Annotated in this window: 22 protein-coding genes; 6 read left to right on the plus strand and 16 right to left on the minus strand. The window is 44.1% G+C overall.

Going from position 1 to position 20,829, the window contains the following annotated elements:
• Positions 1–6: 6 nt before the first annotated feature.
• The 3 genes from WOA13_RS03985 to mobA all read right to left on the minus strand — a co-directional run bounded on the left by WOA13_RS03985 (position 7) and on the right by mobA (position 5,240).
• Complete coding sequence (locus WOA13_RS03985) at positions 7–3,177, minus strand: nitric oxide reductase activation protein NorD (protein ID WP_342126684.1); 3,171 nt, start codon at positions 3,175–3,177, stop codon at positions 7–9.
• 5 nt (positions 3,178–3,182) lie between these two features.
• Positions 3,183–4,007: a CbbQ/NirQ/NorQ/GpvN family protein gene (locus WOA13_RS03990; RefSeq protein WP_342126685.1), complete on the minus strand. Its 825-nt coding sequence runs from the start codon at positions 4,005–4,007 to the stop codon at positions 3,183–3,185.
• A 618-nt stretch (positions 4,008–4,625) separates the two neighbouring features.
• Positions 4,626–5,240: a molybdenum cofactor guanylyltransferase gene (gene mobA / locus WOA13_RS03995; RefSeq protein ID WP_342126686.1), complete on the minus strand. Its 615-nt coding sequence runs from the start codon at positions 5,238–5,240 to the stop codon at positions 4,626–4,628.
• Positions 5,241–5,328: 88 nt separating this feature from the next.
• On the opposite strand from mobA, the gene WOA13_RS04000 reads away from it, so the two are divergent.
• Entirely contained in the window at positions 5,329–5,874 is a 546-nt protein-coding gene (locus tag WOA13_RS04000) for a ferredoxin domain-containing protein (RefSeq protein WP_342126687.1), read from the plus strand.
• A gap of 39 nt (positions 5,875–5,913) precedes the next feature.
• Here WOA13_RS04000 and WOA13_RS04005 read toward each other — a convergent pair whose 3' ends face one another.
• The 8 genes from WOA13_RS04005 to WOA13_RS04040 all read right to left on the minus strand — a co-directional run bounded on the left by WOA13_RS04005 (position 5,914) and on the right by WOA13_RS04040 (position 13,542).
• Positions 5,914–7,890: a DUF460 domain-containing protein gene (locus tag WOA13_RS04005; RefSeq protein ID WP_342126688.1), complete on the minus strand. Its 1,977-nt coding sequence runs from the start codon at positions 7,888–7,890 to the stop codon at positions 5,914–5,916.
• A gap of 45 nt (positions 7,891–7,935) precedes the next feature.
• Positions 7,936–8,823 carry a serine/threonine-protein kinase RIO2 gene (locus tag WOA13_RS04010; protein ID WP_048204942.1) on the minus strand — a complete coding sequence of 296 codons (888 nt, stop codon included), beginning with the start codon at positions 8,821–8,823 and terminating at the stop codon, positions 7,936–7,938.
• 167 nt (positions 8,824–8,990) lie between these two features.
• Positions 8,991–9,383, minus strand: a complete 393-nt coding sequence (locus tag WOA13_RS04015) for a DUF2111 domain-containing protein (RefSeq protein ID WP_342126689.1) — start codon at positions 9,381–9,383, stop codon at positions 8,991–8,993.
• A 134-nt stretch (positions 9,384–9,517) separates the two neighbouring features.
• Positions 9,518–10,438 (minus strand): thioredoxin-disulfide reductase, encoded by a 921-nt coding sequence (gene trxB, locus WOA13_RS04020; RefSeq protein WP_342126690.1) that lies wholly within the window; start codon positions 10,436–10,438, stop codon positions 9,518–9,520.
• Between the two features lie 12 nt (positions 10,439–10,450).
• Positions 10,451–10,693, minus strand: coding sequence for a glutaredoxin family protein (locus tag WOA13_RS04025; RefSeq protein ID WP_342126691.1), 243 nt, complete (start codon positions 10,691–10,693; stop codon positions 10,451–10,453).
• Positions 10,694–10,797: 104 nt separating this feature from the next.
• Positions 10,798–11,739 (minus strand): hypothetical protein, encoded by a 942-nt coding sequence (locus WOA13_RS04030; protein ID WP_342126692.1) that lies wholly within the window; start codon positions 11,737–11,739, stop codon positions 10,798–10,800.
• 200 nt (positions 11,740–11,939) lie between these two features.
• Positions 11,940–12,716, minus strand: a complete 777-nt coding sequence (locus tag WOA13_RS04035; RefSeq protein ID WP_342126693.1) for an archaellin/type IV pilin N-terminal domain-containing protein — start codon at positions 12,714–12,716, stop codon at positions 11,940–11,942.
• Between the two features lie 40 nt (positions 12,717–12,756).
• Positions 12,757–13,542, minus strand: coding sequence for an archaellin/type IV pilin N-terminal domain-containing protein (locus WOA13_RS04040; protein WP_342126694.1), 786 nt, complete (start codon positions 13,540–13,542; stop codon positions 12,757–12,759).
• Positions 13,543–13,780: 238 nt separating this feature from the next.
• On the opposite strand from WOA13_RS04040, the gene WOA13_RS04045 reads away from it, so the two are divergent.
• The 5 genes from WOA13_RS04045 to trpA all read left to right on the plus strand — a co-directional run bounded on the left by WOA13_RS04045 (position 13,781) and on the right by trpA (position 17,802).
• The gene (locus WOA13_RS04045) at positions 13,781–14,569 is read left to right on the plus strand and encodes a hypothetical protein (protein ID WP_342126695.1); all 789 of its coding nucleotides are present in this window, start codon (positions 13,781–13,783) and stop codon (positions 14,567–14,569) included.
• Positions 14,562–14,924 carry a hypothetical protein gene (locus WOA13_RS04050; protein ID WP_048204934.1) on the plus strand — a complete coding sequence of 121 codons (363 nt, stop codon included), beginning with the start codon at positions 14,562–14,564 and terminating at the stop codon, positions 14,922–14,924. Before WOA13_RS04045 ends, WOA13_RS04050 begins: the two co-directional genes overlap by 8 nt.
• Positions 14,925–14,991: 67 nt before the next feature.
• Entirely contained in the window at positions 14,992–15,840 is an 849-nt protein-coding gene (locus tag WOA13_RS04055) for an indole-3-glycerol-phosphate synthase (protein WP_342126696.1), read from the plus strand.
• Complete coding sequence (gene trpB / locus WOA13_RS04060; protein ID WP_342126697.1) at positions 15,837–17,021, plus strand: tryptophan synthase subunit beta; 1,185 nt, start codon at positions 15,837–15,839, stop codon at positions 17,019–17,021. The genes WOA13_RS04055 and trpB overlap by 4 nt, the downstream gene beginning before the upstream one ends.
• A gap of 1 nt (position 17,022) precedes the next feature.
• Positions 17,023–17,802, plus strand: coding sequence for a tryptophan synthase subunit alpha (gene trpA, locus WOA13_RS04065; RefSeq protein ID WP_342126698.1), 780 nt, complete (start codon positions 17,023–17,025; stop codon positions 17,800–17,802).
• Positions 17,803–17,985: 183 nt separating this feature from the next.
• Here trpA and ftsY read toward each other — a convergent pair whose 3' ends face one another.
• From ftsY to WOA13_RS04090, 5 genes are read right to left on the minus strand one after another with little or no spacing between them, the layout of a single operon-like run.
• Positions 17,986–19,155 (minus strand): signal recognition particle-docking protein FtsY, encoded by a 1,170-nt coding sequence (ftsY, locus tag WOA13_RS04070; protein WP_342126699.1) that lies wholly within the window; start codon positions 19,153–19,155, stop codon positions 17,986–17,988.
• Between the two features lie 60 nt (positions 19,156–19,215).
• The gene (pfdA, locus tag WOA13_RS04075; RefSeq protein ID WP_342126700.1) at positions 19,216–19,632 is read right to left on the minus strand and encodes a prefoldin subunit alpha; all 417 of its coding nucleotides are present in this window, start codon (positions 19,630–19,632) and stop codon (positions 19,216–19,218) included.
• Between the two features lie 5 nt (positions 19,633–19,637).
• On the minus strand, positions 19,638–19,814 hold the full coding sequence (rpl18a, locus tag WOA13_RS04080) for a 50S ribosomal protein L18Ae (protein WP_342126701.1): 177 nt from the start codon (positions 19,812–19,814) through the stop codon (positions 19,638–19,640).
• Between the two features lie 45 nt (positions 19,815–19,859).
• Positions 19,860–20,513 (minus strand): translation initiation factor IF-6, encoded by a 654-nt coding sequence (locus tag WOA13_RS04085; RefSeq protein ID WP_342126702.1) that lies wholly within the window; start codon positions 20,511–20,513, stop codon positions 19,860–19,862.
• A 49-nt stretch (positions 20,514–20,562) separates the two neighbouring features.
• Positions 20,563–20,829 carry a 50S ribosomal protein L31e gene (locus WOA13_RS04090; protein ID WP_342126703.1) on the minus strand — a complete coding sequence of 89 codons (267 nt, stop codon included), beginning with the start codon at positions 20,827–20,829 and terminating at the stop codon, positions 20,563–20,565.

Raw genomic sequence — 20,829 nt, forward strand, 5'->3', positions numbered from 1 at the left:
ATCACATCAACTTGTAATTCTGTTGTAAAGCATAGGAAGCCTTTCCGGAAGTGTGGCTGCATTATCAATTATTGTATAACCCACATCTGAGAAGATGGAATCCAGATATTCACCAGCCTCACTGTCAACCGTTATGCAAAAGAAGTGCATTCCAAGAGCATTGCCTTCCTGTATTGCAACCCTTGTGTCCTCGAAAGCATGCTGACCTTCGTATTTGCCATCGGCAAAACCAAGGTCATAAGGATCGCCATCTGAAAGCAGTACAAGCAATTTTACCTTTGCATCAATGCCTTTGAGCTTGTAGATAGAATGTCTTATAGCAGCACCAAGTCTCGTGTTCAGTGCAGGTTCAAGAGCACTTATCTTGCATTCCGCTTCTTCTGAGAAGGTCTCATTGAACTCCTTTATTGTGTAGAACTCGACATCTGACCTTGTATTACCGGAAAAAGCTGCTATTGCGTACTTATCGCCTATGCTCTCAAGTGCCTGTGTCATAATAATAAGGGAGTCCTTTTCCACATCAAGTATCCGACGGCCATTATCCAGCTTCTTTTTCGTTGATGCACTCATATCCAGAAGGAAAAGGGTTGCAACATCCCTCTCACGCTTGTCCCTTCTTATGTATAGCCTGTCCGTAGGATTGATACCGCACTTCCTGTCAGCAAAAGCCTCGATCAAAGCGTCGAGGTCATAATCATCCCCATCCAGCTGCCTTCTTAATTTGCGGAAGGACTCAGGTTTCATCATTTTGAAGATGCGATTTATCTGGGTGATCTCACGTGCATAATGTTCCCTGGAGTCGAGGTAGAACTCATTGTCAGTACCTGAAGGAGATACTTCATAGACAGTACACCAATCGTTCTTGTAATCCTGCATCCGGGAATCCCATTCATCGTAACTATAGCTGCCAAGTACTTCCCAGTTCTTCGAATTTGCATACTCCGGACCTTTGCCCTGCCTGTCCTCCATGAGCTCCTCGTCATCCGGCAGGACGGCCAGAGGGATAAATGATTCCAGAACCTGTTCTGTGAACTCCTCATCAGCAGTCCGGGTGACATTAACATAACCAACACCCATCCCACGATATTCAAAATTCCTGATCGGTTCATATTCCAGCAATTCCATAGGACCTAAATGATCGACAAGCATGTCATAGATATCAAAAGCTGCCTCAAGTGAATCAAGTGTGGATGACCCCGGCCTGAAAACTTCATTCTGAAGATCTTCTTGAGCCTGTTCAACGAGACCCTTCAGATCATTTCCTATGTCGAAAGAAAGCTCAATACCTGCAGAAGAAAACAGAAGAGCTTCCATGAAACTGCCAATATCAGAGGCAGGTGCAGGTCTTTTTTGTGACATCTGCAATCTCACCTTCTCAAATTCCCGGCGCAATCCCCTGTAGAATGATGTTGTCATGTATTCTACTCTTGCATCTTCTATAATTCCCATTATGTCAGCCGCAATGAACGGTGCAGGAAGTTTTCCGATAATGGAGGCAATTCCCGGAACTTCAAAAGTGGGATCTTCTGGGGAGGACGACACCTCTGCGCCCTCAGACATATTGGAAATTTCAGGAAGTCGGATGTTTCTTTTTTCCAGTATTGGCAGGATGGAATCCGGCTCAAAAGCCGAAGTTCCGAACTGGATGTGGCCCACTTCATGCATCACACTCAATTTGTAGATCGTGAAGTTCTCCTCGAAATCACCATATCCCTTTACAGTGGGTTCCAGATAGATCGTCCTGCCTGACACTATAGGATTGGGATACCTGCTGAAATCACCGGGAAGGAAGCTCTTTGAGCGTATAGTGAAATTAACTCCCGCTATACCTACTGAGTAATACTTAAGAACCTTTGACACACGCTTGAGAGCAACACCACTCATCAGTTTTTCAACAAACTCCGTCGCACTCTTTGACCTCAGGGAGAAGTAAGACCTACCCCCACTTTTGTCTGATCCGAGAATTGAGAGGCCGTTTTCTGCCCATTCATCAAGTTCTGTTACATCGAGATCTTTTAAAAGGGAAGGGGAATTCCTGAAAAAATTGAATGCGCTTTCGCTGTCATTTCTGAAAACCTCAATGCCTATACGTACCCATTTCCCGATCTCCTTTGGGTGTATGTTAAGCAGTACATCCGACAGGATAGAGAAATAGATTCCTGCAAGCATACTATTCTTTTCCGTCAGGAGATTGGCATTTGCAAATATTAGAGGATAGTATTTCCGGCCCATGTTCTTCAATACAGAAAGAGAACTGTGGAAATAGTTCGAACCGTAGAATGTAGAGCTTCTTGAAATGCTCATCCCAACAGAGATCCACTCTTCGAACTCCTCATCTTCCAGATGAGTAAGCGCCTCAGGAGCATTCTCAAAGAAGCTCTCAACACATCTCCAGCAGATTTGAGTAAGCTGCACGCCAATATCGATCAGATGTACTGTCTCTTCCCGGTCATACCTTCGGAGATCCTTTTCAAGGCCCCTGAGAACAGAATCATAGAAAGTGATTGTAGACTCATGTTCCTCGTGTGAAAAGAGGTCTTTGCCCTTTTCCATGTACTCTTCAAGTTCTGAAATATCGATCCTGCCAATGAACTTTGGCGTTCGTTTCAGGAACAAATTCCCCACTTCAACATCCTCATCGGCAAGCTCCTTTCCAATGTTCACCCACCCGTCAAACTCGCTTTTGTTGATTGCGGCCACCACAAGAGGTGCGCTTGAGAAGAACGTGAGAAAGAGATGAAGATCTATATCTGAAAATATCTTTGATCTTAACAAAATGATCTTTCGCTGGTGTTCCGGCAGAACAGAAAATACATCTGCTGTCTGTTCGATAAACTCAACAGCAATCCTCCATTTTCTCCCGGCCACATCTTTTACCATCGGATACCAGATATCCAGCAAATCTTTATCCAGCAAAGGATAGAGAGCTCCGATACTTCCAAGAAATGTCTTCCCGGCACTAAGGTTCAGGTACCTGATTTCGCCTGTCATTTCCATCCATTCTTCAATCAAGGATGGGTCTTTAATGAAAGATGAAAGGATTTCCACAGGAAGTTTTTCAAATCCATCAGAAATATCTGAAACCTCTGCAGAGGAAAGACCATCCAGCAGGGCTGCTGAGTCCAGGCTCTCAATTATAGCCTTAAGATGAGAGGATTTCTCTTCATCCTGCGACAATTTCTTCACTCCATGATAGCTGATATGATCTCATCGATGCTTTTCTGTAGATCATTGTCATCAGTGATCGGTTTTATCATGGCAACCCTGCATGCTTCACGAGGTTCTATGCCTGAATTGATCAGCATGCCTGCATATATGAGCAAACGTGTGCTTACCCCTTCCTCAAGGCCATGCTGCTTGAAATTGCGTATGCGATGTCCGATATCCACAAGGGTCCGGGCAGTATCCTCATCCACACCGCTCTCATGGGCAACGATGGTGGCCTCAAGTTCTGCCGGCGGGTAGTCAAAATCAATGGAAACGAATCTCTGCCTTGTACTCTGCTTCAGGTCCTTCAGCACGCTCTGGTAGCCCGGATTGTAGGAGATCGCCAGCATGAACTCGGGTGGCGCCTGAAGTACGATACCAAGCTTCTCAATGGGCATGATCCGCCTGTCATCCGTCAGTGGGTGGATCACTACCCTTGTATCCATCCTTGCCTCAACGAACTCGTCAAGGTAGCAGATGGCACCGCTTTTCAGGGCAGCGGTAAGGGGACCGTCGTTCCATTCGGTGCTTTCGCCTTTTATGAGGAACCTTCCAATGAGATCGTTAGCTGTGAGATCCTCGTGGCACGAGATGGTAATAAGGGGCCTTCCCAGATGGTAGGCCATGTATTCGATAAAACGTGTTTTCCCGCAACCTGTTGGTCCTTTAAGGCTCACAGGCAGCTTGTTCTCATAAGCAACCCTGAACACCTCTACCTCATTTCCCACAGGAACGTAATATGGCTCTTCTTTGATAACGCATTCTTCAACACGCTGCTGGGAACAGATAATATCGGTCATAGGGATCACTTTTAAATTTTTAATATATTTTTGGTGCTCAAAGTTGATAACATTTTGCAGATGAAAGAGATGAGTCGAAAACAAATGACCAGATAGAATTAAGTTGGAACAATATAATTGAAACCTGAAATGAAATGATAGTGAGCTGATCAAAATAAAATAGTGAAAAGCAAAAAGAAGATTTTAAAAAAGAAAATTCCTTTTGCTGAACAAACTGCTTACTACAGATTACCAAATTGATCGATCTATTGACCAATTAACCGACCATATATGGTGAAATATTGGAAGTCCAATTATTTCATCGGTATCCTGATAAACGCCTGCCCTGAACTTGAATAGAAGCCGTCATATTCTTCTTCGTACATCATCTGCCCGGACTCTTCTTCCTGTCGTGCTGATTCTGAATCTCTCAAATTGTTCCCCTCTTGTATCAAGCTTAATTGCCTGCATTTATGGGATGTATTAACATCCCCATAATAATGATGAGGAGTGATTATATAAATAGATATTGCATCGAGATTGAAAAAATCAGCATCAAAAAGAAACATCAAAAATAACTTATTTCTGCCAGGTTTAGAGATAATAAAGAGAAATGCAGAATGTCAGCACATTTTGGCTTCAACCGTCCTGGCAGATGTCCAGTTCATCCATATCATCAAACGTGTTGATATTAATAAAAGTTTTTAACTCAGGATCGATCTCACGGATATTCTCCATTTCAACGCCCACAACATCGTCCAGTTCAAACACAGGAGCAAGTATGAACCTCTTGCCTGAAGCTATCGACATCTCTATCAAAGGCAGCATCGGTTCAACACGATAGACACCGCACAATGGCTCCATTGATCCGTCCGAACGAAGCGGCACTGCCGCATCATGGTCTTCTGCACAGCGGAACATGAACTCTACAACCTTAGGATCAATGAAAGGCATGTCACAGGCAGTCACAAAGATATACTCTCCTTTTGCTGCCCTGAAACCCTCGAGAATTCCTGCGAGGGGACCGATGTCAGAATAGCTGTCCCGGACCATTTGCTTGCCACAGGCATACGCTTCAAACTCTTTTTCCTGCTCTTCATCCCTGACAGAGACCAGAACCTCATCAACGATATCATCAAGTATGTTGATGGTACGCTCCAGTAAAGATCTTCCATCACAGTTCATCAGGGCCTTTTCCATATTCCCGAGACGCCTGCCGCGTCCGCCTGCAAGGATAAGTGCAGATAATGTCATCCTGAACTTTAATTAGGACGATAATACAAATAGATGCTTGTTCCTGTTATGCAGAAATATTAAGTCTGAAAATAACATAAAGATGTTCATGAAACTGAATCCTGAATCCGAAACTATTGATATGCTTGCAAAGTCGATACTTGTTGCAGCAAGGACAGCTCCTAAAGCCAAAGGGAAAGATGATATCGTGACAGCATTGCTGGAAGCGAACGATATTGAGGTACTTGCCTCTTCCATGGAAGAGATGGCAGAAAAGAAAGGCGAAGGTTTTGCTTTCTTCAAACGTGACGCACAGAACGTCCGCAATGCAGATGCAGTCATACTTATTGGCTTCAAGACCGAAGGTGTCGTAGGGCTCAACTGCGGAGCCTGTGGCTTTGAAAGCTGCAAGAACATGCTCGAGCAATCAAAAGTAAATGTTGATTTTACCGGACCTAACTGTTCTTTCAAATATATCGACATGGGCATTGCACTGGGAAGCGCTGCTGCAAAAGCAAAGGACCTCTGTGTGGACAACCGAGTGATGTACTCAGTGGGCGCAGGCGCACTGGCAGCCGGACTTCTGGACGCTGACGTCGTATGCGGGATGCCCCTCAGTATCAAGGGCAAGAACCTGTTCTTTGACAGGAAATAATAATTTATTGAGAAGTGTTAGAGATAAGGATTACGCTACTCAGGCAAGACCCCTGCGCCTCTCACTTCTGTATTCATCTACAAGGTGCTTCAGTTTCTTCTCTTTTTCTTCCTGACGCTTTATCTCAGCCTGCTTCTCCCACTCATCCAGAGCTTTCTGAAGAAGTTCCGGATCGACCACTGCAAGATCGTCAACTCTCTGTATCCTGACATTTTTCAGCAGAGGCAGATTTGCCCTGAAGAACACATCTTCTGCAGCATAGGTCACACTTGAGGAAGTTATCACTGCACGTACTCCCAATTCAACCACCATCGAAGCTGTCACCGTACTGCCACCGCTTGCATCCTCCAGGAAGATGACATCCCCTTTCTTGATACCAAGACGATCCTTTGTTTCCAGGATGGCCTCACGAGTAAAAGTAGGAAGGATCTTTACAGGGATTCCCTCACCCTTGATCTCCATCTTCCTTATCTGCTTCAATTTCCTGATGTCATTATGAGCCCTCTTTAATGACTTCTTAGACCTTCGCAAGTCCTTTTTCAGGGCTGAGATCTTATGGTCCCGTATCTCGATCTCCTTGTCCCTGCGGATCTCTAAATGGTTGGCTTCCCTCATCTTCTCCAATTTGAGTTCAAGTTTTGAGATACGCTTATCCTTTGATTTCAGGTCCTTCTTGAGCTCACGCACATAATCTTTGAGATTGCTGATCTGGCTATCCTTTAGCTTAAGCTTCTCTGAAACCTTCCTCTCCCTTTCTTCAGCATCTTCATCAATGACCTTTGGTGGTCCAACAGGTTTCTTCGCTGGAACCGGTACTCCAGAGACCTTTTCTATGGCTTCGCCAATGGATGCGCCCTGTATAACATACAGCTTTATCTGGTCCAGATCCAGGTGAGGAGGTGCTTTCTTCTCAACACGCGAAAACATGTTCTTGTAATTGCGGTAAGCATAAAGGGCCGCTGCGAGGGAATCACGCTCATGGTCATTGGAATAACCATAGGGCCTTCCAAGAGCGATCTTCTCCTCAGAGGATATTTCCGTAGAAGGCGTATTTATCACAGCATTGAAACTGCGCCTGATCTTCTCCACAGCACCCGGTGTCGGGGTGACATCCGTAGCTACGACCGCAGGCTTACCATATTCAGCTATAAGCTTGACAACTTCATCGTGGGAGATCCCACGAATACTTTTCAAAAGCTGAAGTTCACCATCGAAAGATAGTATAGCAATCCCCACCGTGGTACCGGGATCAATGCCCACTATGGTAGGACGACGCTTAAGCTTCTTCAAAGGAGTATACTGGATCTTGTCACGAACCACACTGCTCACACGGATCTGGGCATCCGCTGTGGAACCGGAACCAACCGGTACCTGATCCCTCCTGGCAAATACTGTGAACTCCGCACGCACATAGCCCCCGAATCCCTTTGAGATCCTGGTATCATACGTGTATCCACGCTCTTTTGAGGCTTTTTTAAGTATCGCTTCGACCTCCCGGCTTCTTTCTCTCACAGCACCGTGGACCTTTCGACGATACCTGTTCTGGCTCCAGCCTCCACGCCCTAGGGAACGTGCACGACTCACCTTGATCTTCGTGATATCCTCAAAAAGGGAGACTTCAGAACCAATTCCCATACTTGCTAAACGTGCACAGGTCTCCGCCTCTTCATTGGGATCGAACTGGTTGAAGGACAATCCATTCTCCTTTGCAAGATGCAACAGGGATTTCTTGTGCAGACCGCCTGTGACCTGTACAAGCCGGACCCCTTGAGGAAGCTTCTCCAGGAATCGCACAAGCTCCTTCTTTCCCGGTGCGAGCTCGAAAATGTTATCCACTGCAATGTATTCAGGATGCTCTTCACGGACCATCTTCAGGATGCGTGGAAGACGCACCATTTTATGATGGGTTATTTCCCCCTCTTTCAGCACAGCGACCGCGTACCTTGGCAGCTCCTTTGCCCGGGAGGAGCCTTTTGCTATGTCGATGCCGAATATTACCCCGCTATCAATAACCATATAATTAAAATTTGGTAGCTATAGCATATAACTATAGCATACTGTTCAGTCTTCTTTTATAAAGCTGAGAACCTCGCCCATGTCCTTTTCCAGATTATATTTCCGCCTGAAATGTGTCAGCACATTGAACACATCCCTCTCAAGCAGCTCATCTGCATGTGGATGGTCCACTGTAACATATTGTGGCCAGTCTATGAACTCCACACCTTCATCACTGACGAAGATGTTGTATTCACTGAGGTCTGAGTGTATGATCCCAAGAGAGTAAACGACCTTGATCTGTGAAAGGATCTCATCGAGGACCCATACCGGTTCCAGAAGTTTGGTCTTTACAAGGATACTCCCCTTCGCAGGAGCCATGACGATGGCATGCCTGTTGTAATCAAGGGGTTTGGGTATGGAAACCTTGCCGTATAATTCCTGAAGGATATCATATTCCCTTTTGGCAGCCAGACGTGCTGCATATATCCAGGAAAAATGCTCCCTGTCAACAAGGTGGTCACGGACCCTCTTTACACGCTTGAAGCTTGTCCTGCCTTCCCTGTGGAACTTGATAATAACAGGAATAGGATCTGCAATAGCAAGCTCGGGTTCCCTGATGGCTTCATGGACAACTGATTCCTTGCCCACACCGATCTCTTCACCTATGGCACTGACACTTTCCCTTTTGACGAATGTGTTAAGTGCAAGTGCATCGTAGCCGTCAAAATAGATCTGATAGCCTTCATAAGGAGTTTTTGTCCCCACTACCATATTGGACTTAAAAAGCCTGAGAAGCCTGTACTCAAGTTGATCGAAATTCATTTTGGTATATTTGCGGATCTCTTCCAGAGGAACCCATTCAAAATTTTTCATCCCGATCTCGATACCGGTCAGAATTCGAAGGTCCTTACTATCCAGTTTCCTGAAAACCTTGAGTACGTCATCTATCATCGCCAGTAATTGTCCTGAATATTAAAGAGTCTTTTGTTGTCGTGTCTAAAATAAAACGAAATATAAAGAATAAAATGAAACGAAAATAGGTGAAAAGAACGTTAATGAAATAAAAAGAAAAGGAAGATAAGAAAGGAATAAAAACAAATGAAAAGGACCGTATGCCATCATGACATACGCTTTTTAGCGTCCTCAACTTCACCCACTATGTCAGGATATTCACGGAAAACAGAGAGAATATCAAGAGCTGCTACTAGATCCACTAGGCCAAGAGCACCCAACAGTTCACCATCGTTAGACCTTATAGGAACCACCACCACGGCCTTGCCTCTATAAACACCGTCCATAGGAACTTTCCTGATTACTTCATTCTTTTCCAGAACCTCTTCCAGAACAGGACCGGTATAATCATCATCAATGATCTGGCCCTTCTCCATCCTGATCCCATGGAAGTTCTTGCTTCTTATAGTAGTAGGGATACCAAGAAGTGAATGTACTGCTTCTGCAATTGGCTTGAGATCCTCTGAAGTAGAATCCTGACAAATCTTCAAACATATCATAGTTAAATCCCACCTGAAATTGAAATCTTAGGTCATTATTTGTTATTTAGCACATGTTATTTGTTAGCTACTAACTATTAGCTATTGTTTATATATCTCACGATGCCCGACAAATATAAAAAGTCAGGATAAAGTTATTCGCCTTTGCTTTTCATAGCAGATACGTATTCATAAGCCTCATATGCTGCTATGGCACCATCACTGGCAGCAGTGATCACCTGACGCAGGACAGTTTTCCTGCAGTCACCAACTGCAAATATTCCATCTTCTGAGGTAGCCATTCTCTCGTCGGTCACAATGAAACCATATCCGTCTTTTTCAACATCAACAAATTCGGTGTTAGGCTCATTACCAACATAGATGAAGACCCCATCAATGAGACTTCTCCATTCCTCATTAGTAGAGGTATTTCTAAGAGCGACCTCTCTGACAACGGAATCACCGATGATCTCTTCAAGAATCGTGTTCCATGAGAATTCGATGTTAGGCTTTCCAAATGCCCTCTCCTGCAATACCTGTGAAGCCCGAAGCTCATTCCTGCGATGTACTACACAGACAGAAGCTGCACGATCGGCAAGGATCAATGAATCTGTAATTGCAGATTCTCCTCCACCTACAACTATTACATTGCGATCCTTAAAGAAAGGACCATCACAGGTAGCACAATAGGAAACGCCTTTTCCACGGAACTCCTCTTCTCCCGGAACCCCAAGATGCCGTGGTTTTGCCCCCGTAGCTATTATTACACTAATTGCTTTCAGATCCCCGGAATCCGTTGTAACGATCTTATGATCACCATCGGACTTTACTCCAATAACCTCCCTATTCTCCACTACCACACCGGCTGCTTTCGCATGTTCGGAGAACTTTTCCATCAGGTCCATGCCTTTTATTGAGATGAAACCCGGATAGTTTTCAACATCACCGGTGGTTGATATCTGTCCACTTACGAATCCTTTCTCAAGTACCAGCGTGTCCAATCCGTAGCGTACTGCATAGATGCCGGCAGAAAGAGCACCGGGACCACCGCCTACAATAATAAGATCATAGACCACTTGAATTCCCCCTCAGGATATTTTTGAAAGCGCTTCACCTTTATCAGGAACACCAATAAAAGCGATCTCACCATCGATAATAGTCGTCGGAACTGACATTATTGAATACTTTTCAGAGAGCTCATCACCCTCCGGAGTGTCAATGTCTACTTCTTCATAATCAAAGTCATGTTCAGATTTAAGGTCATTCCATAACTTTTTAGCAGCAGGACATACGTGACACCATGAAGCATGAACAAGAATTACTTTTACCATAAACGATCTCCCCTGATTTGTTAAATAACAGAATAGAATATGTAACTCATCTATTAAAAATACACACTAAAAAATAAAGAAGAAAGGTAAAAGATACCTTCATTTCACTGCACATTAAGCCATACAGGATCAAGCTGACCGGAATATCTTGTACCTGCATAATCGAAAACGACCATTGGATCTTCTATGGCCACCCAACCTGGAACAGACGGAGTGACATCCCAGGTCTTTTTCACAGTCTCACCCGGACCAATTTTACCAAATGATAATGCAGGCTTCTTTACTTTAACCGTTCCCGGGAAGTTACCAATGATCGTCACGTTGTCATACGGTTGCTGTGAGAAGTTCTTGATCCATACATCCACCGGAGCTTTCGAGCCTGGAGAATACATTTGAGCTGGCATAGCCCTGATGAATTGCGCCAGAGCCTCTTTCTCAACAGGAACAGCAGTGGATATATCCACCACTGGAGCACCGGAACCTCCGCCGGATTTCTCCTTCTTGTTAAGATAGACCCCAAGGACCAGTATAGCAACCGTTACACCCGAGATAATCGGAATATTGTTTATAATAGGATCAAGCGGTGTGGGATCGGCCTCTACATTTTCAAGTGCTTCAGCAGTTGAGATCGGACCATCGAGACTTACTTTCGTGATCATCCAGATACCACCGACCTTCTGGAGCCTGAAATATATCAGTTTCTCATCTGTACCTGCAGCCTTGTTCCTTTCAAAGCGTGTGACCGTACATACTGCAGTTGTGTAAGCGACATCATCCTGAACAACTGTGTCTTTCAGTTCGAACTGCTCTATGGAACCGACTAAAATATCCTTGTTCTTGAATTTGATCTCCAGCGTTGCAGGCACAAGGAAGTCCTTTCCTTCATAGTAAGAGAAAGCAATGTCAACATCCCCTTCATTAAAAGAGGAAAGGAATGATGTGACAGTTTCATTTACCGCTTCATCACCGCCAGAACCAAGGCATCCGCTACCTGCTACAAGCAGCATGACCGCACACATCATCGTACAGAATAACGTTTTTTCCAATACTACCACCATATGAAAATAACCCCTTGCATAAGGCTATGCAATTTCTAATATGTAAAAACCATGTATGATTTAATAGATTCTAGCTTACTAACTTGAACCTAGTATAAAGAAACAAGTATAAATTGATAACTACAAAAAAGCAATTTTTAGAATTTAGGGATCTAAAAAGAAAAAAGAATAAGGTGAATTAGTTCACCTTATGGGTAAAGTCCGATGTTTGTGTCTACACCGAAGGATGGTGCAGTGAATGAAGCAGTGGTTGATGAACCTGCTTCAGGTGTCAGCAGTATGCTGAGTTCTGATCTTGGCTCAATCGTAATACCAGTGTCTTTAAGTTCTGTTACAGATACGTCACCAACAACAGTGTTACTGGTTGCATCAGTTGCTGCAGTTGATATGTAGATTGTAACAAGATCCCCTTGGTTCATAATAGGGCTTTCCTGTGAGAATGACTCATCCTCATCTCTTATCTTTTCAACAGTGAAGAAGTATTTGCCGTTGTCACCAATATCAGTTGTGTTGCCTTCAAGCAGTGCAACCATACTTGCTGTAGCGTTTGCTGTGTCAAGACTATCCATATCAGTAACATATGTTTTTTCGTTACCAGCATAGACAAGATCGTTTGTAGTAACACCGTCTGTTACAGTGATAACAACCTGGTTAAGGTCTATGTCAGAGCTACCAATATTGAGTGCGACTTTGACTTTAAGAAGATCTACGGAATCAGAGAGGTTGCCACCAGCATCAGCTGATCTTACACCCTCAATACTCTTGATCATCATGTTGGATGATACTTCCTGAGCAGCCTGCTGGCCGGTTGATGATGCTCTTTCCTGGAGAACTCCAGATGTCTGGATCAATACTGCGGCAGCGACTGCGGCTACCAATACCATTGCGATGAAGATAATAAGTGTGCCGATACCTACCTGTGCACGCTCATCTTTTTTCATCAGATGTTTGTTGTTTGCTTTCATTTATTCATCTCCTCATAGAGTTAATTTGATAATCGAAATTTTACCTTATCATGTATTTTTCATCTATATTCAAAGTAGGGATCACAAAAGTTGAGATCGTCTGTGCTCCTTTTTCCGGAGTGATCTGGATATCCACTTCTGTCCTTGAATTAAGGACAAGGCCGGAATCCTTCAGGCTTACACCGGACTCTGTCGCGTTGAAGTCACCAAGATAAGTGTAACTTACTGCATCAGAACTTGCAGTTCCGATGTAGATGATAGCAATATCTCCTGAGTTAAGTACAGGTGTGGAAGCAGCCAGGGAATTATCCTCATCCCTCATCCTTTCAACTGTGAAAAAGGATGCGATGTTAGGTCCTGCAACTGCATGCGTATTGTTCAACAGTGCTGAAAGATCTCCGGTGGTAACATCACCGGTAAAACCATCCATTTGACTTCCATAGAGGATAGTATTACTACCATAGACCAGATCATTGGTCACCTGACCATCTGAAATGGTAATTATAAGTGTGCTAAGATCGACTTCACTGGTGCCAACACTCAAACCCGTTTTTATCTTTAGAAGGTCAATTGAGTCGGACATATTGGATCCGCCATCATTTGCCCTGATACCTTCAATACCTATTATCTTCAGGTTTGAAGTGATCTCCTCGGTTGCCTGGGTGCCGGTTGCCTGTGCCTTTTGCTGTAGTACACCGGAAGTCTGGATAAGCACACCAGCTGCCACAGAAGCCACCAGGATCATGGCGAGGAAGATAATAAGGGTTCCAATACCAACCTGTCCACAGGAATCTTTGCGAATGAAATTTAATTTTTCAGATTTCACTTTGGGCCTCCAAATTAAGAGTATGGGTTGGTATCAAGTACTCAACACACGTTCGTTCAAGTTCAACCGGAACAAACAATGCTATATAGTACTTAAAGATATAATTATCATAATGAGTATGAGATAATTAGTATATATACTCTCCGGTTGGAAATTTCAAACAAATAACACATACATACCAAACAGAATAAATAATTTGATGTTAAAAAGTCATTACTTGCTTAAAAAGGGTAATAAAATGAGTGCAGGACTACTTTTAAACACTACGATATGTTTTGCCATCACGATCATATCCATTACATTTGCAGCAGTGATCGTAAAGACAAAACCTTTATGGAACGATAATACAAAACCCTCACTCAGAGCACTGACGGCCCTTTGGGTACTTATCGCCATTACATATTTCTTCACTGCACTACGTATGATATCTGCTTACTCTGGCAATACAGGACTTGATATGTCTATTTATTATGCAGCAGCAGTACCCTTTACATTCACTTCTGTTCCTCTGGTATATACATTGATATATATACTTACAGGCAATAAAAAGATAAGTACGTTCACAGGAGTTATCTTCTCTACCTTCGGATTAGCATACCTGATGTTCCTGTTCAATCAAGGAATCATGCAACCAAATACCTCATACTGGACCTCCATTATAACTGTGAATAGCGATATTGCAATCGATATCTACCTTGTGGGATTGTTCATATTACCAACTGCAATGATATTGGGAATAATGGCATTGATCGTTCTCAGGAAAGTCCCAAAAAAACAGCTATACCATACAGCTCTACTACTCGTGGCCATATCCTTTGTCATAGATTTCATGCTCATAGACATGATCACCAACCTCGATGTAATGCAGCTGGTTGCAAGGATATTCATACTGATCGGCACGATCCTTGCATATCTATCCTATTTCCCACCAATGACACTCCAGGAAAAGCTTGGGATCGAAGAAAAGAACTATGAGCCATACAATGAAGCAGAAGAGAACGATCCCGAGGTAGATGTAAATGCCTGAAGTGATCGATATTGCTCATGAGAAAGAAGTTGCAGAATTCTACCAGTCCCTTGGCATCAATCAGGGACCCGGAGATATCCAGTATCGCGTGATTCTGCTTGTGCTCAAGAAGAACGAAGGAAAGATCACGGAATTCTCACAGATCAGGGAATACACAGACCAGATCGCTGATCGCGGAAGCATAGGAAGCAAGATGAAGAATGTATTCCAGCTTGAAGGTCTTGCTGAAAAGGTACAACGTGGCGGATATATCATTACGGATAAAGGACTTATAGCTGCTAATTTCCTAAAGGATAGTTCGGCATTCTACAAGAAGACAAAGATGATCAGAAAGATGCTTGAACGACTACCATAATCCGCAAAACGTATATACTATTAACTTTATGTACATCATTGAGCATTGTTGTACATAAGTGGTTAATATGCATTCTGCAATACATGAAATTGTCAATTCAACTGAAAAGCGAGTCAAAGAACTTCACAAAATGAAGAGCAATGAAGTTCTGCCAATTAGTTCAGCCCACGATACAGCCAGAGATACAAATACCATTATCAACTCAATATTATCAAAAAAACAGAAAGGTAAAGCCCCTATAATCTCAGAGGTAAAGCCGGCATCCCCGTCAATGAAAATAAGGGATATAGATCCTTCAGAAGCAAAAAGAATAGCTGTGGAAATGGAAAGAGCAGGAGTAGCTGCAATATCCGTCCTGACTGAACCTGAATTTTTTGATGGGACGATAGATAACCTGAGATCGGTCAGGGAAAATGTATCAATACCTGTCCTCAGGAAGGACTTCATCATCGACAAGGCCCAGTTCGACGAAGTTAAAAGTGACCTTATATTGCTCATAGCAGGTCTTCTGAATGAAAAGCTTGAAGAGTTCATCCTGTATGCACGCTCAAAAGGGTTCGAACCTCTGGTAGAGGTACATAACGAAGAAGAATTGCTCAATGCCCTTGAGACCTCTGCGAAGATCATCGGGATCAACAACAGAGACCTTACAACCATGATAATTGATATTTCAACGACAGAAGAACTTATACCATTGATAAAGGAACATGATCGCAAAAGCGGCACTGACCACCTCATAATAAGTGAAAGCGGAGTTCATACTGCAGACGACGTTAGAAGGATGATCTCAGCTGGTGCCGATGCAATACTGATAGGAACATCCATTGTGAAAAATGACGACATATACAGCAAGACAAAGGAACTTGTTGATGCTCTTGAACCAGATACAAATGACAATGAGGAGGAAATAATATGAGTGGACCAAAGTATGGCAAGTATGGAGGACAATTTGTCCCCGAGATACTTATGCCGGCCCTTGAGGAGCTTGAGGAAGGATATGAAAAGTACAGGAACGATCCCGAATTCCTTAAGGAACTGGATTATTACCTCAAAGACTTTGCAGGGCGTGAGACCCCATTGTATTATGCGAAGAACATGAGCAAGAAGTACGGTGTCAAGATCTACCTGAAAAGGGAGGATCTCGTACATGGTGGTGCACACAAACTGAACAACACCATCGGCCAGGCACTACTTGCAAAATACATGGGAAAAACAAGACTGGTAGCTGAGACCGGAGCAGGCCAGCATGGAACTGCAACTGCCATGGCAGGTACGAACATGGGATTCCAAACCCACGTTTACATGGGAGCAAAGGATACCGTCAGGCAACGAATGAACGTTTACCGCATGGAGCTTATGGGTGCCACGGTCCATCCGGTTGAATCCGGTTCAAAGACACTCAAGGATGCGATTAATGAGGCCTTAAGGGACTGGGTCTCTAACGTAGAGAACACGCATTACCTGATAGGTTCTGTAGTGGGGCCACACCCATATCCGATGATGGTAAGGGACTTCCAGAGCGTGATCGGGAACGAGGTCAAACAGCAGATAATGGAAAAAGAAGGACGATACCCCGATTCCATTGTAGCATGTACAGGAGGCGGCAGTAACGCAATGGGAATATTCCACCCGTTCGTTGAAGACAAGGAGGTAGACCTCGTTGCTGTGGAAGCCGGTGGAAGTGGTATGAAACAAACAGAAAAAGCTGCACTTCACTCAGCATCCCTTTCTGTAGGAGAGGATGGTGTACTTCAGGGCGCTCGCACCCGGATCCTTCAGGACAGGTACGGACAGATACTGGAATCAAGTTCGGTCTCTGCCGGACTGGATTATTCAGGAGTCGGGCCGGAACTGGCATACCTTGCAGATATTGGCAGGATCACGCCTCGTGTTGCAAATGATGATATGGCACTCAATGCATTCCACGAACTGAGCCTTATGGAAGGCATCATCCCTGCACTGGAATCCTCACATGCTGTTGCCCATGTTATGGAAGCAGCAGAATCAGGTGACCTTGGTGAGCTTGTGGTGATCAACCTCTCAGGAAGAGGAGACAAGGACCTTGAAGCTGTTCGAAAGATCGACCTGGGTGAGTAATATGAAATTATCTACTAAATTCAATGAACTTAAAGGTAAGAATGAAGCTGCATTATTGTCATACGTTTGTGCAGGCGATCCGGATATCGAGTCAACTCCGGGGATCGTAGATGCACTGATCAAAGGCGGTGCAGACATAATTGAACTTGGATTACCATTTTCCGACCCGGTCGCAGACGGACCTACCATACAGGAAGCATCCGAGAGAGCGCTGAAAGCCGGAATGAACCCTGACAGGTATTTTGAGCTTGTTGCATCTCTTGACGTGGATGTCCCCCTTGTATGCATGACCTATTACAACCTTGTATTCCAGCGAGGTCTTGACAGTTTTGTAGAAGATTGTGTCAACTCAGGGATTAGCGGACTCATAATACCAGATCTGCCTGCCGAGGAAAGTGAAGATCTTGCAAAGGCATGTGCTAATAAGGACATTGACCTGATATTCCTGATTTCACCCGTCACCACCGACGAAAGGATAAAGATGATACTGGAGAAATGTTCCGGATTTGTCTATATTGTATCAAGACTTGGTGTTACCGGAGCACGTTCAGATGTCACGGATGCAACAGCACAGATACTCTCCAGGGTTAAGACCGATGTACCAAAAGCTGTAGGCTTTGGAATATCCAACGGAGATCAGGCCTCAAGAGTGGTTTCTGCCGGAGCAGATGGAGTAATTGTCGGATCTGCTTTCGTGGATATCATAGCATCCGGGGAAAATGTTAACCAGAGGCTTGAGGAGCTTGCAAAGGATATTAAGGATGGATGCAGGACGAACTGATAATATCCTGACAATATCCTGAAATTTTCCAAATAGAACAATAAGATTAATTCAAAAATAACTGAGAAGGTCTTTGAAATATTATATCTCAAAGACCTTTTTTGTTAAGATCTTGTTTTGCTTAATTTAGCCCGATCTTAGAAAGAATTAAACCTAAGATTCAGGTCTTTTTAAGGCACTTTTTTATTCAAACAGCTGGTCCACAAACCATTTCGGATCGAACTTCTGCAGATCATCATATCCCTGACCCATTCCAAGGAAAAGGATAGGCTTCCCGGTGATATATGCAATTGAGATCGCAGCACCGCCTTTTGAATCTGCGTCTGTTTTGGTCAGTATGGAACCATCAATAGGTACTGCACTGTTGAACTGTTCTGCACGTTCCACAGCATCATTACCTGCAACCGCTTCATCAACGAAGATGATCAGGTCAGGAGTGCTCACACGGCAGACCTTCTCAAGCTGAGCCATGAGGTTGACATTTGTATGCATCCTTCCTGCTGTATCAGAAAGGATAACATCCGCATTGTTGGCCTTTGCGTGCTGCACAGCATCATAGACGACTGCGGCAGGGTCCCCGCCTTCCTGATGTTTTATCAGCTTGACACCGATCCTTTCTGCATGGATGGCGATCTGGTCGATTGCCCCGGCCCTGAAAGTATCGCCTGCTGCAATAACAACAGAATAGTTCATGTCTTTCAGCCGTTTTGCCATCTTTGAGATAGTAGTGGTCTTTCCGGTACCGTTGATACCAATGAAAACGATGTGAACAGGTTTGTCAGCTTTCTCGATGTATTCATCAAGGTCGAAGACATTGGCTGCCATCACATTGTATATAGCATTCCTGAGTGCCTGCTCCACAAGCTCGCCGGTATTGCTACCGATCTTCTTACGGCTGCCTACAAGTTCGTCCTTGACGGCCTCAACGATCGCTTCAGCCACAGTGATAGCAATATCACTTTCAAGCAAGGCCATCTCAAGCTCCCAGAGAGCATCACTTATGTCATCCTCATCAAGTATGACCTCACGCTCAAAAACAAGCGCTTTTGCCTTTTGAGCAAATCCTATCTTCTGCTTGAATGAAGCCTTTTTTTCAGGCTGGCTTTCAGGAACATCTGATTGTCCCTGTGTGGAAGGTTCTGCGGCTACCTTGACCGGTTCAGCAGGAACTTCCTTAACAACCTCTGTGACCTCTTCAACCATCGTGTCTTCAATAGGTGCTTCTGTAGTTTCTCCTATAGACTCTTCTACAGACTCCACTATTGGTTCTTCGAGATCAACTGCCTTCTCATCGATGGTCTTACCGATGGATTGCTTGAAATTATTGAGTTTATCCTTGAGTTTATTGAACACGCAAACTCATCCCTAAAAATAATAAAAATAAAAAGAGTATCAGAACTTCATGAACAGGGTTCACTGAGGACTTCTGTTACCAATCATAGACTCTATGGATTGGATACGTTGTCCGATCTGAGAAAGTGATCCATTCAGGCGTTCAATGACCTTACCGAGCTCCTCCTTGCGTCTGTTAAGGAGTTCTTTTGCTTCAGACGGGGATTTCTCCGCACTGATACCTGCGCCAAGACCTACAACAACCTTTTCGACGTTGGAAACATCTGCATGTATAAATGTTCCACCTCCCAGAGGGATCATCGTATTGATGGCGCCTGAAACTGCATCAAGCTCATCAAGGGTTGCTATAGCACGTGTGCAGTCTTCGATGGACATCTGAACCATTCCCATCTGCTGCTGCAGGGATTCTGCCTGTTGCTGGAGCTCACGGTGCTGAACTGCGAGATTTCTCACATCCTGCTCACTTATTTCTGACATGTACTTCACGCCTCTACGACACTATCGATCTTGATCAATGACCTGTTGAGACCATGTTTACTGCCGAAGATAGAATACGTCTTTTCACGAGCATTCTTCTCGTTCTGGCTCTCAATGGTCTTTGTGAATTTTTCCCAAGAATGACCTGCTTTGAATGTGCCTTTGACAACATAATTCTGCATACGGAATCACCTGTTTTATAATGTTTATTTTAGACAATATTATGATCAATCAAAGAACAGAGCATCCTCGATCCTGCCCAGTTCATGTCCGGTAGTACTTGAACCTGCCACATAACCCTTTGAGTTGGCCAGTAAGCCTGAACCTACTGCCTGTGAGCCGTAATTTGTAGTTCCCACATCCACAGGAAGATCAAATACTTCCTCAAGATGTGCAAGCTCTTCCTGTGTCACCATTGGGTGAACCAGAAGACCTCTGTTGGTAACTACTCCGGACATCCCGACAGTACCGAGACCTGCGATCGTACCTCTGTGAACATCAACACCAAGAACCCTTGATATAATCTCCATTGACCTGTCACTGATATCCGGATGCACAAGTGCAGCGTTATCATTTGCCAGGATCACGTTTCCAGTGGCTGTGAGCCTGTCTGGAAGCACTTCCACAGGGACATCAACGTCTTTTAGATCGTTGACACTGGCATCCCTGCATAGTAAAAAACCATTCGAGTTGCCCCTGGAAAGAGAACCTACAACAGTACTGCCATTGATCAATGTAGAAACTACCTTTACATCAAGCAGTTCTGTAAGCATATCAACGACCTTCTTAGTTGTACCGATAGGAACAACTGCCACATCTTCAGTACATGTAGCAAAAACCCCTAACACGGGATTGTCATAAATGTTCACTGTTTTGATCATTATTGTCCTTACACTTTTGTTAAATAATATCCATCAATTGAAAGAGGGATCAGGCAAGTTCTGCCTGAACTTCACCATCATCGAACATAGCTGCACGAATGCGTATGGAAGATGGTGGTTTCTGAGAACCCCTTTCCCAAACCTTATGGTTGACGGAAGCATCAATCTTGATCTGTGAAGGATCTGCCTTCATGTGTCTTATCAGGAATTTCCTGATAAGTGAAACTGCCCTGCTGGAACGTTTCCACCTTGGTGCAAGCTTTGCCTCACGAAGTGGAATTGTGTATATCTGTTCCTTTACCGCGTCTTCTGCCAT

Source organism: Methanococcoides sp. LMO-2 (genome assembly GCF_038432375.1).
Classification (GTDB): Archaea; Halobacteriota; Methanosarcinia; order Methanosarcinales; family Methanosarcinaceae; genus Methanococcoides; species Methanococcoides cohabitans.

Excerpts from the sequence above, each read along its gene's own strand:
- trpB (WP_342126697.1), top strand. The coding sequence starts at position 15,837 with ATGAGTGGACCAAAGTATGGCAAGTATGGAGGACAATTTGTCCCCGAG.
- WOA13_RS04090 (WP_342126703.1), bottom strand. The coding sequence starts at position 20,829 with ATGGCAGAAGACGCGGTAAAGGAACAGATATACACAATTCCACTTCGT.
- WOA13_RS04085 (WP_342126702.1), bottom strand. The coding sequence starts at position 20,513 with ATGATCAAAACAGTGAACATTTATGACAATCCCGTGTTAGGGGTTTTT.
- WOA13_RS04010 (WP_048204942.1), bottom strand. The coding sequence starts at position 8,823 with ATGATAGATGACGTACTCAAGGTTTTCAGGAAACTGGATAGTAAGGAC.
- mobA (WP_342126686.1), bottom strand. The coding sequence starts at position 5,240 with ATGACATTATCTGCACTTATCCTTGCAGGCGGACGCGGCAGGCGTCTC.
- rpl18a (WP_342126701.1), bottom strand. The coding sequence starts at position 19,814 with ATGCAGAATTATGTTGTCAAAGGCACATTCAAAGCAGGTCATTCTTGG.
- WOA13_RS04015 (WP_342126689.1), bottom strand. The coding sequence starts at position 9,383 with ATGATATGTTTGAAGATTTGTCAGGATTCTACTTCAGAGGATCTCAAG.
- WOA13_RS04005 (WP_342126688.1), bottom strand. The coding sequence starts at position 7,890 with ATGGTTATTGATAGCGGGGTAATATTCGGCATCGACATAGCAAAAGGC.
- WOA13_RS04055 (WP_342126696.1), top strand. The coding sequence starts at position 14,992 with ATGCATTCTGCAATACATGAAATTGTCAATTCAACTGAAAAGCGAGTC.
- WOA13_RS04025 (WP_342126691.1), bottom strand. The coding sequence starts at position 10,693 with ATGGTAAAAGTAATTCTTGTTCATGCTTCATGGTGTCACGTATGTCCT.
- trpA (WP_342126698.1), top strand. The coding sequence starts at position 17,023 with ATGAAATTATCTACTAAATTCAATGAACTTAAAGGTAAGAATGAAGCT.
- WOA13_RS04000 (WP_342126687.1), top strand. The coding sequence starts at position 5,329 with ATGAAACTGAATCCTGAATCCGAAACTATTGATATGCTTGCAAAGTCG.
- WOA13_RS04045 (WP_342126695.1), top strand. The coding sequence starts at position 13,781 with ATGAGTGCAGGACTACTTTTAAACACTACGATATGTTTTGCCATCACG.
- WOA13_RS04050 (WP_048204934.1), top strand. The coding sequence starts at position 14,562 with ATGCCTGAAGTGATCGATATTGCTCATGAGAAAGAAGTTGCAGAATTC.
- pfdA (WP_342126700.1), bottom strand. The coding sequence starts at position 19,632 with ATGTCAGAAATAAGTGAGCAGGATGTGAGAAATCTCGCAGTTCAGCAC.
- WOA13_RS03990 (WP_342126685.1), bottom strand. The coding sequence starts at position 4,007 with ATGACCGATATTATCTGTTCCCAGCAGCGTGTTGAAGAATGCGTTATC.
- WOA13_RS04035 (WP_342126693.1), bottom strand. The coding sequence starts at position 12,716 with ATGAAAGCAAACAACAAACATCTGATGAAAAAAGATGAGCGTGCACAG.